General features: G+C 73.8%; 12 protein-coding genes and 1 pseudogene. 3 read left to right on the top strand and 10 right to left on the bottom strand.

Annotated elements, in window-relative coordinates:
• Positions 1 to 27 precede the first annotated feature (27 nt).
• On the top strand, positions 28 to 858 hold the full coding sequence (locus tag RIU97_RS27085; RefSeq protein WP_404960181.1) for a GNAT family N-acetyltransferase: 831 nt from the start codon (positions 28 to 30) through the stop codon (positions 856 to 858).
• Between the two features lie 107 nt (positions 859 to 965).
• Positions 966 to 1,649, top strand: coding sequence for a class I SAM-dependent methyltransferase (locus tag RIU97_RS27080; protein ID WP_404960180.1), 684 nt, complete (start codon positions 966 to 968; stop codon positions 1,647 to 1,649).
• 54 nt (positions 1,650 to 1,703) lie between these two features.
• On the opposite strand, the gene era is transcribed toward RIU97_RS27080, so the two are convergent.
• The 4 genes and pseudogenes from era to RIU97_RS27060 form a co-directional block, all read right to left on the bottom strand.
• Positions 1,704 to 2,654 carry a GTPase Era gene (gene era, locus RIU97_RS27075; protein WP_404962951.1) on the bottom strand — a complete coding sequence of 317 codons (951 nt, stop codon included), beginning with the start codon at positions 2,652 to 2,654 and terminating at the stop codon, positions 1,704 to 1,706.
• A gap of 489 nt (positions 2,655 to 3,143) precedes the next feature.
• Positions 3,144 to 3,455: pseudogene (locus tag RIU97_RS27070) on the bottom strand (WxL protein peptidoglycan domain-containing protein); the annotation flags it as partial.
• 170 nt (positions 3,456 to 3,625) lie between these two features.
• Positions 3,626 to 4,933 (bottom strand): beta-xylosidase, encoded by a 1,308-nt coding sequence (locus RIU97_RS27065; protein WP_404962950.1) that lies wholly within the window; start codon positions 4,931 to 4,933, stop codon positions 3,626 to 3,628.
• A 117-nt stretch (positions 4,934 to 5,050) separates the two neighbouring features.
• Positions 5,051 to 6,136 (bottom strand): GlxA family transcriptional regulator, encoded by a 1,086-nt coding sequence (locus tag RIU97_RS27060; RefSeq protein ID WP_404960179.1) that lies wholly within the window; start codon positions 6,134 to 6,136, stop codon positions 5,051 to 5,053.
• A gap of 71 nt (positions 6,137 to 6,207) precedes the next feature.
• Between RIU97_RS27060 and RIU97_RS27055 the strand changes: the two genes are divergently transcribed.
• Positions 6,208 to 7,554 (top strand): MFS transporter, encoded by a 1,347-nt coding sequence (locus RIU97_RS27055; protein WP_404960178.1) that lies wholly within the window; start codon positions 6,208 to 6,210, stop codon positions 7,552 to 7,554.
• 432 nt (positions 7,555 to 7,986) lie between these two features.
• Here RIU97_RS27055 and RIU97_RS27050 read toward each other — a convergent pair whose 3' ends face one another.
• From RIU97_RS27050 to RIU97_RS27025, 6 genes are all read right to left on the bottom strand, one after another.
• Positions 7,987 to 8,355 (bottom strand): cytidine deaminase, encoded by a 369-nt coding sequence (locus tag RIU97_RS27050; protein ID WP_404960177.1) that lies wholly within the window; start codon positions 8,353 to 8,355, stop codon positions 7,987 to 7,989.
• A gap of 85 nt (positions 8,356 to 8,440) precedes the next feature.
• Entirely contained in the window at positions 8,441 to 8,794 is a 354-nt protein-coding gene (locus tag RIU97_RS27045; protein WP_404960176.1) for an MmcQ/YjbR family DNA-binding protein, read from the bottom strand.
• Positions 8,791 to 10,095 carry a hemolysin family protein gene (locus tag RIU97_RS27040; protein ID WP_404960175.1) on the bottom strand — a complete coding sequence of 435 codons (1,305 nt, stop codon included), beginning with the start codon at positions 10,093 to 10,095 and terminating at the stop codon, positions 8,791 to 8,793. Before RIU97_RS27040 ends, RIU97_RS27045 begins: the two co-directional genes overlap by 4 nt.
• Positions 10,092 to 10,589, bottom strand: coding sequence for an rRNA maturation RNase YbeY (gene ybeY, locus RIU97_RS27035; protein WP_404960174.1), 498 nt, complete (start codon positions 10,587 to 10,589; stop codon positions 10,092 to 10,094). Before ybeY ends, RIU97_RS27040 begins: the two co-directional genes overlap by 4 nt.
• A gap of 13 nt (positions 10,590 to 10,602) precedes the next feature.
• Complete coding sequence (locus RIU97_RS27030; protein ID WP_404960173.1) at positions 10,603 to 11,646, bottom strand: PhoH family protein; 1,044 nt, start codon at positions 11,644 to 11,646, stop codon at positions 10,603 to 10,605.
• A gap of 155 nt (positions 11,647 to 11,801) precedes the next feature.
• Positions 11,802 to 12,896, bottom strand: a complete 1,095-nt coding sequence (locus RIU97_RS27025; protein ID WP_404960172.1) for a carbohydrate kinase family protein — start codon at positions 12,894 to 12,896, stop codon at positions 11,802 to 11,804.
• Between the last annotated feature and the right edge of the window lie 75 nt (positions 12,897 to 12,971).

The following is a 12,971-nucleotide window of genomic DNA, read 5'->3' as shown; positions in this document are numbered from 1 at the left end:
GCAGCGCCGCTTTGCTTGGATGTCCGGATGACCGACCACATGATCGATTCGACGCTGTCCGAGCTGGAGCGGTACTACGACACGGTGCCGCGGGTGGGCGGGGCGCGGGCCGAGGACTTCGGCCCGCTGACCCTGTTCGTCCAGGAGGGCCCGGGCTGGGCGTACTACGCGCGGCCGGCGGTCGGTGGCCCCGGCGACGCCACCGCGGAGGACGTCCGGCGGGTGCTGTCCCGTCAACGGGAGCTCGGGGTCCCCGAGGCTTTCGAGTGGGTGGCCGAAACCAGCCCCTCGCTGCGGGCCGCGGTGGAAGCGGCGGGACTGTACGTCCACGCCCATCCACTGATGGTGCTGGACCCCTCGGCCGAAGCCCTCCCCCCGCATCCGGAGGTCCGTCTGCTCGGCGCGGACGATCCGCTGCTGACCGCCGCGGTGACGGTCCCGGCCCTGGCCTTCTCGGCCGCGGGCACGGCGGTGGGCGAGGCGGGACCCGCGGAACTGGCGGCGGCGATGGCGGAACCCTCCGCCGAGGAGGGCCGGTCCCGGGTGTCCGGAAAGCTGGCGGCGGGCACCGCGGCCATGGCCGCGGCCGTACGGGACGGCGTCGTGCTCTGCTCCGGCATGTACAACCCGGTCGGGGACGTCGCCGAGGTGGTGGGCGTCGGCACCCTGCCGTCGGCCCGCCGCCAGGGCCTGGCCCTCGGGGTCACGGCCGCGCTGGTCGTGGAGGCCCGCGCGCGGGGCGCCCGTACGGTCTTCCTCTCGGCGGGCGACGAGGACGTGGCCCGCATCTACGGCCGCATCGGCTTCCGCCGGGTGGCGACGGCCCTGATCGCGGAGCCGCCGGCCGGCGCCGCGTAGGGACGTTCGCACGGGATGCTTTTGCCGGACCGGCAACAGGGTTTGCCGTGGGTGCCGGTCCGGGCGGAGCATCGGGACCACCGAGACCCGTAGCGGAAGAGGCCCCCATGCCGAAGCACGAACACGAGCACGCGCACCAGCCCACCCACGCGCACGCCCCCGCCGCCCCGCGCGAGGGCGGCGAGGAGTTCTGGGACGAGCGCTACAGCGAGAGCACGCGCATCTGGAGCGGCAACCCCAACGAGGCCCTGGTCCGGGAGGTCCAGGACCTCTCCCCCGGCCGTGCCCTGGACCTCGGCTGCGGCGAAGGCGCCGACGCCGTCTGGCTCGCCCGCCGGGGGTGGCGGGTCACCGGCACCGACATCTCGAAGGTCGCCCTCGGGCGGGCGGCCGAGCACGCCGCCGAGGCGGGGGTGGGCGACCTGGTGGAGTGGCAGCGGCACGACTTCACCGAGTCCTTCCCCGACGGGGAGTTCGACCTCGTCTCGGCGTGCTTCCTGCACAACTACGGGGACTTCCCGCGCGCCCGGGTCCTGCGCACGGCCGCCGCCGCCGTGGCCCCCGGCGGGGTCCTGCTGGTGGTCGGCCACGCTGGCGGGCCGTCCTGGGACCCGGACAGGCACGCGGAGATCGGCTTCCCCACCCCGGACGAGGTCCTCGCGCAGCTGGAGCTGGCGCAGGGCGCGTGGGAGGTCCTGCTCGTGGCGGAACACGTACAGGCCCTGGCCGGGCCCGACGGCCGGCCCGGGACCCGTCCGGACAACGTGGTGAAGGTGCGGCGGCTGCGCTGACGCGACCACGGCCCGGCCGCGGGACCGCCGGACGGAATCCGGCGGTCCAGCAGGCTAGAAGCCGAGCTTGCGGAGCTGCTTGGGGTCCCGCTGCCAGTCCTTGGCGACCTTCACGTGGAGGTCGAGGAAGACCGGGGTCCCGAGCAGTGCCTCGATGTGCTTGCGCGACTTCATCCCGACCTCCTTCAGGCGGGAGCCCTTCGGGCCGATGATGATGCCCTTCTGGCTCGGCCGCTCGATGTAGACGTTGGCGTGGATGTCGAGCAGCGGGCGGTCGGCCGGGCGGTTCTCCCGCGGGATCATCTCCTCGACGACCACGGCGATGGAGTGCGGGAGCTCGTCCCGTACGCCTTCCAGCGCGGCCTCGCGGATCAGTTCCGCGACCATCACCATCTCGGGCTCGTCGGTGAGGTCGCCCTCCGGGTACAGCGGCGGGCTCTCCGGCAGCAGCGGCGCGATCAGGTCGGCCAGCAGCTGGACCTGGCTGTCGCCGACCGCCGAGACGGGGACGATCTCGGCCCACTCGAAGCCCAGCTCCTCGGCGAGCTGGTGGACGGCGATGAGCTGCTCGCCCACCACCTTGGACTCGACCAGGTCGGTCTTGGTGATGATGGCGATCTTGGGGGTCTTCTTGATCCCCGCGAGCTCCTTGGCGATGAACTTGTCGCCGGGGCCGAGCTTCTGGTCGGCCGGCAGGCAGAAGCCGATGACGTCGACCTCGGCCCAGGTGGTGCGCACGATGTCGTTGAGGCGCTCGCCGAGCAGGGTGCGCGGCTTGTGCAGGCCGGGCGTGTCGACGAGGACGAGCTGCGCGTCGGGGCGGTGCACGATGCCGCGGACGGTGTGGCGGGTGGTCTGCGGCCGGTTGGAGGTGATCGCGACCTTGGTGCCCACGAGTGCGTTGGTGAGGGTCGACTTGCCCGCGTTGGGGCGGCCGACGAAGCAGGCGAAGCCCGCACGGTGCGGGCTGGTGGACTCGGGGGAACGATCGCTCATACGGGCCATTCTCCCCGATGCGGCTCCCAGCGCCGACCAGATCACGGCAGTGAGGGCGAGCACGGTCGTGAGCAGGGGGTGCGCGGCGTGGTCCGCGCGGCCCTGAGCTGTGGTTCCGTCGGCCCGGGCGCGCACCGTCACCTCGGCCCATTCCGCGGCGGGCGGACCCTCCCAGCGGGTGCCGAGCCGCACTTCCTGACCCGGCAGCAGTTCGGCGGGCAGCCCGGTGAGCTCGCGGTTCAGGAGCGTGCGGCCGAGGGCGCCGGCGGCGGTGAGGGCCGCGCGCGGGCGGAGGGTGACGTTGCCGGTGTTGTGGAGCGTGTACGAGATCTCCGCGCCCGCGCCGCGGCGGTGCACGGAGACCCCCTCGACGGCGAGGGCGGCCGCGGTCGGGCCGGTCACCCGCAGGTACACCCGGGCGGCGACGGCCTGCTGGACGCCGATCCCCTGGGCGGTGGCGACGGCGGGCCGGTCCTCCAGGGCCACGATGGCGCCGGGGTGGTCCCCGGGCTCCGCCCGGTCGGGGACGGTGACGGTGAAGCCGACGCCGACCGCCCCCCGGGCCGGTACGGTCACCCGCTCCCGGTCGAGCCTCGCCCAGGCGGCGGCGGCCCGGCGCGGCTCTTCGGGGCCGCGCAGCGCGAAGCCGCCGTCGCGTGCGGTGTTGTAGGCGTCGGCGGGGTAGAGCCGGAAGGTGCGGGGACGGTCGGTGCGGTTGGTCACGGTGACGGTGTCGGTGACGGCCTGGCCAGGCGCGGCGGCGAGGTAGAAGTACGGCCGCTGGCCGACGCCTGTCGCGGCGGGCAGCACGGACCACTGACCGTTGTCCGCGGACTCGGCCGGCGCGGCGAGCAGGAGGACCAGCCCGGCGGTGACGAGCAGGGCCACCGCCGCGCGCAGCCTGTCCCCCAGGGGCTGGATTTCAGCCCCTCCGGCGTTTGAGGAGCGGAGTTTGGGGCGGAGCCCCAGGAGGCCGGGCGTCACGACAGGGTCAGGGTCAGCACCGCCGTGTAGGCACCCGGCGGGGTGTACGGCGGGACCTGCAGGGTCACCGTGGCGTCGACCGTGAAGGTGCCGCCGACCAGGGGGGCGTCGGCGGTGGAGGCCAGGAGGGCCCCCTCCGGGCCGACCACGCCCGCGCTGCCCGGCGTACAGGCGCTCGGGCTGCCCGCGGCCGCCACGCAGGCCGGGGTCCAGGACAGGGACGCTCCCGGGATGCGCACCCCACCCGGTCCGGTGAAGTCGGTGACCTTGCCGGTCAGGGACCAGCCGGCCGGGCCGCCGCGGGCGTCGGTGACGGTGACGGTCCCGATCCGGCCGGGGGCGGCGCCGCCGTCGCCGTACGGGACGGCGCCGAGGGTGATGTCCTCGCCGGCCTGGGTCATGCCGAGGGCGCCCGGCTGGACGGTGGCCGTGACCTTGCGGGTGCCCGCCGTCATCGGGGTGGCGTCGATGACGGTGTACGCGGCCGGGCCGGAGCCCCGGCTCGCCGACCAGGCCAGGCCCTCGTAGGCGGTCACCGCGGTGGTGGCCTTGTCCGTGACGGGCAACTCCACCACGGCCGTGCCCAGTTCGTCGGCGGTGGCGCTCACCCGGTCGGCGGTTTCGGCGGCGCCGGCCCGTCCGGCCACCGTCACGGCCGCGCCCGGAGGGAAGCCGGCGGCGGTGACCTTGACCTTGGCGCCCGGCTTTCCGTGGGCCGCCGCGAGGAAGACGCTGCGCAGGTTGGCCGTGGGCAGCGCGGTCGCGGTCAGGCGTTCGGAGACGGGGGTGGCGGACGGCGCCGCGGCGGTGCAGGTGGTGTCGAGGTCCAGCAGGTGGCTGGTGTGCAGGGTGTAGCTGCCCGGGGCGAGGGTGATCTCACCGGGCGCGGTGACGGTGAAGGTGCCGGTCATGGTGACGGCGGGAAGGGGCTCGCCCGCCCGGACGGGGTCGTTGCGCTTGGCCCCGACGACGGTGACCTCGCCGCTCTGGGCACCCGCCAGCACGATCCGGCCGGTCGGGGTCAGCACGTCGGCGGGGAGTTCGCCGCCTGCCGCGTTCGGATCCAGGGGTGGCACGGCGGGGGTCCGGAGCACCTGGTAGGTCACGGTGACGGTGTCGCCGACCTGCGGAGCCGGGTCGTCGACGGTGATCCGGGCGGTGGTCGGCCCGTCGGCGGGCGGAAGTCCGGCCTCCTGGGGCGGCAGGCAGTGCGTCGGGAACTCCACCTGGCCGGGGGGCGTTTCCCCCTCGGCCGCGGCCGGTGCGCTGAGTGCGCCCCCGGTCGTGGCGGCGAGCACCGCCATGCCGACGGCGGCCGGCCATCTCCGCTTCCGCGCCCCTGTTCGCACTGCCCGCCCCCTGGGTTCCCTCGCGCCGAGCCCCTGCGCAGGGGGCCATTCACGAGCGGGCGGCCGGAGAAGTCAATGCACGGATCCGGCACGAACTGATGGCCCATCAGGAGATGGCAGGGTGCCGGCCTCGCGCCCCTCCGGGCCCGTGTCCCCGCCCGTGTCCCCGCCCGCATTCCCGCCCGCGTCCCCGCCCGACGCGCGGAACGTGCGCCGGTACGCCGTCGGGCTCACTCCCAGCGCCGCCTGCACGTGCTTGCGCAGCGACTGCGCCGTCCCGAAGCCCGTCTCCCGCGCCACCTGTTCCATCGGCAGATCCGTCCGCTCCAGCAGCCTCCGGGCCCGTTCCACCCGCTGTCCGACGATCCACTCGCCGGGGCTGATCCCGGCCTCCTCCCGGAACCTGCGCGTGAACGTCCGTACCGACATGGCCTCCTGGCGGGCCAGGTCGACCAGCCGCACCGGCTCGTGCAGCCGGTCCAGCACCCAGGCGCGGGCCGCCGCGGTGCTGGCCAGCTGCGGCTGCGGCACCGGGCGTTCGATGAACTGGGCCTGCCCGCCGTCCCGGTGCGGCGGTACGACGGTCCGCCGGGCCACGTCGTTGGCGACGGCCGCGCCGTGGTCGCGGCGCACGATGTGCAGGCACAGGTCGATGCCGGCGGCGACCCCGGCCGAGGTCAGCACGTCCCCGTCGTCGGTGTAGAGCACGCCGGCGTCCACCCGCACGGCCGGGAAGAGCCGCTGGAAGTGCTCGGCGTGGAACCAGTGGGTGGTGGCCGGGCGGCCGTCCAGGAAACCGGCGGCCGCCAGCACGTACCCGCCCGTGCAGATGGACACGAGCCGCGTCCCGGGCCGGATGTGCGCGAGCGCCGCGGCGAGCTCACCGCTCAGCCGGCCCTCCTCGTACACCGGCCCCAGCTCGTACGAGGCGGGCACCACCACGGTGTCGGCCGTGGCCAGCAGCTCGGGGCCGTGCTCGACCTGGACCGCGAAATCGGCGTCCGTGCGCACCGGCCCGGCGGCCAGGGCGCAGGTGAGGATCTCGTACAGCGGCGTTCCGGCGGGATCCTTGGCGCGGCCGAAGATCCGGTGCGGGATGCCGAGCTCGAAGGGCAGCAGCCCGGTGAGCGCGAGGACGACGACACGGTGAAGGGCCATGGCCCAATCGTATCGAAGGGTGTCGGTCAGGCCACTGTCGTGCGGGGCCCTACCCGCCGGAAGCTGTCCGCGTGACGCAGACAGCCCCCACTCCCGGCCCCGCCCCCACGAACCCGCCCCCCGCTCCGGCTCCGGCCCCGGCCCCGGCCCCGGCTCCGAAGGCCCCCGGACGCGTCCACCGCGCCTGGTTCGTCGCGGCCGTCGCCTTCGTGACGATCATCGGCGCCGCCGGTTTCGCCTCCCTGCCCGGCCTGCTCATCGAGCCGCTGCACCGGGAGTTCGACTGGTCGCGCGGCACCATCGGCGTCGCCGTCTCGGTGAACCTCGCGCTGTACGGGCTCACCGCGCCCTTCGCCGCCGCGCTGATGGACCGCTTCGGCATCCGCCGGGTCGTGGCGCTGGCCCTGCTCGTCATCGCGGGCGGCTCGGTGGCCACGGTGTGGATGACCTCGGCCTGGCAGCTGGTGCTGTGCTGGGGCGTGCTGGTGGGCCTGGGCAGCGGCTCCATGGCCCTGGCCTTCGCGGCGACGGTGACCAACCGCTGGTTCACCGCCCGCCGGGGCCTGGTCACGGGCATCCTGACCGCGGCCGGGGCCTCCGGGCAGCTGATCTTCCTGCCGCTGCTGGCCTGGCTGGTGGACCGGCACGGCTGGCGCCCGGCGACGGTGACGGTCTCGCTGGCGGCGCTGGCCGTCGCCCCCTTCGTGTGGCTGCTGCTGCGCGACCATCCGGCGGACGTGGGTCTGGCGCCGTACGGCGGTACGTACGCGCAGAAGCCCGCCCCGGCCCCGGGCGCGGCCCGGCGGGCGCTGAAGGTGCTGTTCGCCGCGGCGCGGACCGGCCCCTTCTGGCTGCTCGCGGGCACCTTCGCGATCTGCGGCGCCACCACCAACGGGCTGGTCAGGACCCACTTCGTGCCCTCGGCCCACGACCACGGCATGCCGGTGACGGCGGCCGCCGGGCTGCTGGCGGTGATCGGTGTGTTCGACGTGGTGGGCACGGTGGCCTCGGGCTGGTTCACGGACCGCTTCGAGTCCCGGCGGCTGCTGGCCGTCTACTACGCCCTGCGCGGGATCTCGCTGCTCTTCCTGCCGATCCTGCTGGCGCCGTCCGTACAGCCGCCGCTGATCTTCTTCATCGTCTTCTACGGCCTGGACTGGGTCGCGACCGTCCCGCCGACGATCGCCCTGTGCCGCGAGCACTACGGCGACGACGGCGCGATCGTCTTCGGCTGGGTGCTGGCCTCGCACCAGGTCGGCGCGGCGGTGGTGGCCTTCCTGGGCGGCCTGGCACGGGACCTCACCGGCTCGTACGACGTCGTCTGGTACGCCTCGGGCGCGCTGTGCGCGATGGCCGCGCTGATGGCGATGGTCATCCGGCGGCGTCAGCCTCCGGCGGTCGGACGGGATACGGCCTGAGCCCCGCGGGCCACGGGCCCCGGGCAGCGGCCCCGCCCCGTACCGCGCGCCATGGGGCTCCGGCCGCACGGGCCGAAGGCGTCGCACGCCGTGCGTCGGGCGGCAGGGAACAACCGGCCCCGGGGAGCAACCCGACCGCTCGGCACGAGCCCGGGCACCCGGCCCGCACACGAGCCGTACGGCTCGCCACCCGTCCCGCCGGTGGCCGGACGGGCCCGATCGGTGCGGGCCCACGGGGCCGGGGCTCGGGAACCGGGCGACCCGCCCGGCAGCCACGGCAGCGGCCCCGCCGCTCGCCCGACGGCACCATCCGCCGGCCCCGGGCGGTGAGGAACAACCGGCCCCGGGAACGGACCCGGCAGCTCGGGCGCGAGCCCGCACCCCCCGGTCCAACCCGCGGCCCGCACGGGGTGTTCCGGTCCCGCCGGGAGGCTAGTCGCCCGCCGGGGTGGTGGACTTCAGGGTGCCGTCCGGGGCCGCCAGCAGCACCGGGGTGTCCGGGCCGCCCAGGTCGCGGACGGCCGCGCGGTCGGCCTCGGCGGGGGCGCCGGCCGCGCTGACGACGGCTGCGGCCTCCAGGGAGCGCGCCCCGCTCGCCACGGCCATCGCGACCGCGGTCTGCAGCGCGCTCAGCTTCAGGGAGTCGAGCTCCACCGTCCCGGCGACGTACGTGCGGCCCGTCTCGTCGCGCACCGCCGCCCCCTCGGGCACGCCGTTGCGGGCCCGGGCGCTGCGCGCCAGCGTGATGATCTTGCTGTCCTCGGGGTCGATCCCGGTGCTCTCGGTCATGGGCGAAAGCATAGGGAGCGCCCCGGCCGGGCCGCGCAACGACCCCGCCGCGGCGCTCCGGACGCGGCCGGGCGCACAGCCCGGCTCACGACGGGCCTCACGGCCGGTCGAGCCTCAGCCGCTCCGCCCGCGGCAGCCCGGCCACGACCAGGTCGTACGAGTCCTCGACGAGCTCGCGCACCTTCGCGTCGGGGAGCCCGCCCACGGTCACCGTGTTCCAGTGCCGCTTGTTCATGTGGTAGCCCGGCACGATCGCCTCGTGCTCCTCGCGCAGCCGCACCGCCAGCTCCGGCTCGCACTTGAGGTTGACCTTCAGCGGCTCCGCGTCCAGCGCCGAGAGCGCGAACACCTTGCCCAGCACCTTGAAGACCGAGGTCTCCGGGGTGAAGGGGAACTCCTCCACCGCCGCGTTGAAGCCCAGACAGAATTCCCGCAGCTGCGCCGGGGTCATTCCCCCTCCTCCCCCGCGGTCTCCGCCGCGGCCACCGGTTCCACCAGCACCGTCACGATCTTGTTCCGCCGCCCCGCCGGGGACTCGGCCGTCAGCCGCAGCGGCCGCCCGTCCGGCAGTTCCACCAGCGCCGAGGCGCCCGCGATCGGCACCCGGCCCAGCGCCTTCGCCAGCAGGCCGCCGACCGTCTCCACGTCCTCGTCGTCGAAGGCCTCGACCTTGAACAGCTCACCGAGGTCGGTGATGTCGAGGCGGGCCGTGACCCGGTAGCGGTCCTGGCCCAGGTCCTCGACCGGGGGGAGCTCCCGGTCGTACTCGTCCGTGATCTCGCCGACGATCTCCTCGAGGATGTCCTCGATGGTGACGATGCCGGCCGTGCCGCCGTACTCGTCGATGACGACGGCGACGTGGTTGCGCACCTGCTGCATCTCGCGCAGCAGGTCGCCCGCGTTCTTGGTGTCCGGCACGAAGACGGCCGCCCGCATCGCCGTGGAGACCAGGTCGGACTCCGCCTCGCGGCTGATGTGGGTCTTGCGGACCAGGTCCTTGAGGTAGACGATCCCGACGATGTCGTCCTCGTTCTCCCCGGTCACCGGGATGCGCGAGAAGCCGGACCGCAGCGCCAGCGTGGTCGCCTGACGGACCGTCTTGTACCGCTCGATGCAGACCAGGTCGGTGCGCGGCACCATCACCTCGCGCACCAGGGTGTCGCCGAGCTCGAAGACCTGGTGCACCATCCGGCGCTCGTCGTCCTCGATCAGCGATTCCTTCTCCGCGAGGTCCACCATCGCGCGCAGCTCCGCCTCGGAGGCGAACGGCCCCTTGCGGAAGCCCTTTCCGGGCGTGAGCGCGTTGCCGATGAGGATCAGCAGCTGCGGGATCGGCCCCATCACCCGGGCTAGCGGTACGAGGACGTACGCGGCCGCCGTCGAGGTGTTCAGCGGGTGCTGGCGTCCGATCGTGCGCGGGGAGACGCCGACGGCGACGAAGGAGACGAGCACCATCACGGCGATGGCCACGAGCAGCGCGGTCCAGTTCTCGCCGAACTCGTCGAGGCAGACGTAGGTGACGAGCACCCCCGCCGCCATCTCGCAGGTGACCCGGACCAGCAGCGCCACGTTGAGGTAGCGGGTGGGGTCGCCGGCGACCTGGGCGAGCTTCTCGCTGCCGCGCCGGCCCTCCCGCACGGCCTGCTCGGCGCGGAAGATCGAAATGCGGGCGATGCCGGACTCCGCGCAGGCCGCGAACCAGGCCACGACCACCAGCAGCACCGCTCCGGTGATCAGCTGCGCGGCGTTCACGAGACCGTGGGCGCCGGCGAGGGACCCGTGATGCCGCGCTCACCGCGCCAGCCGTCGACGATGGCCGCCTGCAGGCCGAACATCTCGGCCTTCTCGTCCGGCTCCTCGTGGTCGTAGCCGAGCAGGTGCAGCACTCCGTGGACGGTCAGGAGCTGGAGCTCCTCGTCCATGGAGTGCTGCGTCGCGGCTTCCTCGCCCTGCTTCTTCGCGACCTCGGGGCAGAGCACGATGTCGCCGAGGAGCCCCTGCGGGGGCTCCTCGTCGTCCTTCGCCGGCGGACGGAGCTCGTCCATCGGGAAGGACATGACGTCGGTCGGGCCGGGCAGATCCATCCACTGGATGTGGAGCTGCTCCATCGCGTCCTCGTCGATGACGATGACGGAGAGCTCGGAGAGCGGGTGGATCCGCATCCGGGTGAGCGCGTAGCGGGCGATGTCGAGGATCGCCTGCTCGTCGACCTCGGTTCCGGACTCGTTGTTGACGTCGATCGACATGGTGCGCTGGGGTCTACTTCCGCTGGTGGCCGTTCGCGGCCTGCTGGCCGTCGTCGTACTTCTCGTACGCGTCGACGATACGGCCGACCAGCTTGTGCCGGACGACATCCTCGGACGTGAGCCGCGAGAAGTGGATGTCCGGCACCCCGTCCAGGATCTGCTGCACCTCGCGCAGACCGCTCTTGGCGCCACCCGGCAGGTCGATCTGCGTGACGTCACCGGTGACGACGATCTTCGAGTCGAAGCCGAGCCGGGTCAGGAACATCTTCATCTGCTCGGCGGTGGTGTTCTGCGCCTCGTCGAGGACGACGAAGGCGTCGTTGAGCGTCCGTCCGCGCATGTACGCCAGGGGCGCGACCTCGATGGTCCCGGCGGCCATGAGCCGCGGGATCGAGTCGGGGTCGAGCATGTCGTGCAGCGCGTCGTAGAGCGGGCGCAGGTACGGGTCGATCTTGTCGAAGAGGGTGCCCGGCAGGAAGCCGAGCCGCTCCCCCGCCTCGACGGCGGGCCGGGTCAGGATGATCCGGCTGACCTGCTTGGACTGCAGGGCCTGGACCGCCTTGGCCATGGCGAGGTAGGTCTTTCCGGTACCGGCGGGGCCGATGCCGAAGACGATCGTGTTCTTGTCGATCGCGTCGACGTATCTCTTCTGGTTGAGGGTCTTGGGTCGGATGGTGCGGCCGCGGCTGGAGAGGATGTTCTGGGTGAGCACCTCGGCGGGCGTTTCCTCGGGCCCGTTCCCATGGCCGTTGCCGCTCGCCTTGAGCATGGCGATCGAGCGTTCCACTGCGTCCTCCGTCATCGGCTGCCCGGTGCGGAGCACCAGCATCATCTCGTCGAACAGGCGCTGGATCAGTGCGACTTCCGCCGCATCGCCGATCGCGCTGACCTGATTGCCCCGAACATGGATGTCGGCCTTCGGGAAGGCCTTCTCGATCACGCGCAACAGGGCGTCACCGGATCCGAGCACCGTCACCATCGGGTGCCTGGCCGGGACGGTGAAGTGGGCTCGCGCCTGCCCCGGCACTGGAATGTGGGCTGTGGGTGTCTGAGTCATGGGCCGGCACTGTGGCCTGCACATACCTCCCGCTGAGGGGCCGCGCCGATCGACGACCTCCGGAATACCAAGCCTACGTCGCCACCGCGGCTTCCCCGAGAGGTTTTACGCCTCTCCGCGCGGCCCCGGGGCGCCGCGGCCCCGCGGTCGTCCGCTCACGCGGAGTGCCGGAAGCCGATCGTCGGCACGGCCCTGCGCCGGGGCGCCGGGCCCGAGCCGGGCGGGATCAGGTCGTCCAGGAAGCCGTAGCGGCCGCGCAGCTCCTGCGGGGCGGAGCGCCACCAGTGGGCCACCTCCGGCCAGCCCGGGGCCGACAGGGAGCCGCCGAACTCCTGGACCGACAGGGCCGCCGTCAGCCCGGCGAAGGCGAGCCGGTCCGCGAGCGGCCAGCCCGCCAGGGTGCCGGTCACGAAGCCCGCGACGTAGACGTCGCCCGCGCCCGTCGGGTCGAGCTCGTCCACCGTGATCCCGGGGACGTGCGCCGTCTCCCCGGTGCGCCCGTCGACCGCGTACGAGCCCTCCGCGCCCATCGTCACCACCGCGATCGGCACCTTCTCGGCCAGGGCCCGGGCCGCGGCTCTCGGACAGTCGGTCCGGGTGTACCGCATGGCCTCGCCCGCGTTCGGCAGGAAGGCCTCGCAGCGCTCCAGGTCGGCCAGGGCCCCCAGGTCCCACCGCCCGCTCTCGTCCCACCCGACGTCCGCGAAGATGCGCGAGCCGCGCCGGGCGGCCTCGCCGATCCACGGCTCGCCGTGGCCGGGACCGAGCGCGGCCACGGCCGCGCGGGCGAGCGGCGGGCACTGCGGGAACGGCCCGGAGCCGGCCGGCGGCGGCGCCTCGTGGCCGTGCGAGACCATCGTGCGCTCGCCCTCGTAGGCCATCGAGACGGTGACGGGGCTGTGCCAGCCGGGGATCGTGTGCGACATGGACAGGTCGATGCCCTCGCCCTGCTCCAGGGCGTCCCAGCAGTACTCGCCGTAATGGTCGTCCCCGAAGGCCGCGGCCAGTGAGGTGCGCAGCCCGAGCCTGGCCAGGGCGGTGGCCATGTTGGCGACGCCGCCGGGGCTGGAGCCCATGCCGCGCGCCCAGGACTCCGTACCGCGGACCGGCGCCGAGTCCAGGCCCGTGAAGATGATGTCGAGGAACACCGTGCCGGTCAGGAAGACGTCGCAGCCCGGTTCCTGCGGATCGCGCAGCGGACCGAGCGGGTCCACGGCGGCTGCGCGGCTGTCGAAGTCCCTACTGGTCACGGTGTACTCCCCGATGCGTTCCTACGGAAAGCTGCCAGCCCTGCCCGTCCGGTGCGGAGCCAAACCCCAGTGTGG

The organism is Streptomyces sp. 147326, assembly GCF_045000215.1.
GTDB lineage: Bacteria > Actinomycetota > Actinomycetes > Streptomycetales > Streptomycetaceae > Streptomyces.
This window is presented reverse-complemented; position numbering and strand designations above follow the sequence as displayed.

Bases quoted from the DNA above. Each gene is read 5' to 3' on its own strand.
- RIU97_RS27085 (WP_404960181.1), top strand. From the start codon at position 28: ATGACCGACCACATGATCGATTCGACGCTGTCCGAGCTGGAGCGGTAC.
- RIU97_RS27080 (WP_404960180.1), top strand. From the start codon at position 966: ATGCCGAAGCACGAACACGAGCACGCGCACCAGCCCACCCACGCGCAC.
- era (WP_404962951.1), bottom strand. From the start codon at position 2,654: ATGGCCCGTATGAGCGATCGTTCCCCCGAGTCCACCAGCCCGCACCGT.
- RIU97_RS27065 (WP_404962950.1), bottom strand. From the start codon at position 4,933: ATGGCGGTGCTCGCCGCCACGACCGGGGGCGCACTCAGCGCACCGGCC.
- RIU97_RS27060 (WP_404960179.1), bottom strand. From the start codon at position 6,136: ATGGCCCTTCACCGTGTCGTCGTCCTCGCGCTCACCGGGCTGCTGCCC.
- RIU97_RS27050 (WP_404960177.1), bottom strand. From the start codon at position 8,355: ATGCTTTCGCCCATGACCGAGAGCACCGGGATCGACCCCGAGGACAGC.
- RIU97_RS27045 (WP_404960176.1), bottom strand. From the start codon at position 8,794: ATGACCCCGGCGCAGCTGCGGGAATTCTGTCTGGGCTTCAACGCGGCG.
- ybeY (WP_404960174.1), bottom strand. From the start codon at position 10,589: ATGTCGATCGACGTCAACAACGAGTCCGGAACCGAGGTCGACGAGCAG.
- RIU97_RS27030 (WP_404960173.1), bottom strand. From the start codon at position 11,646: ATGACTCAGACACCCACAGCCCACATTCCAGTGCCGGGGCAGGCGCGA.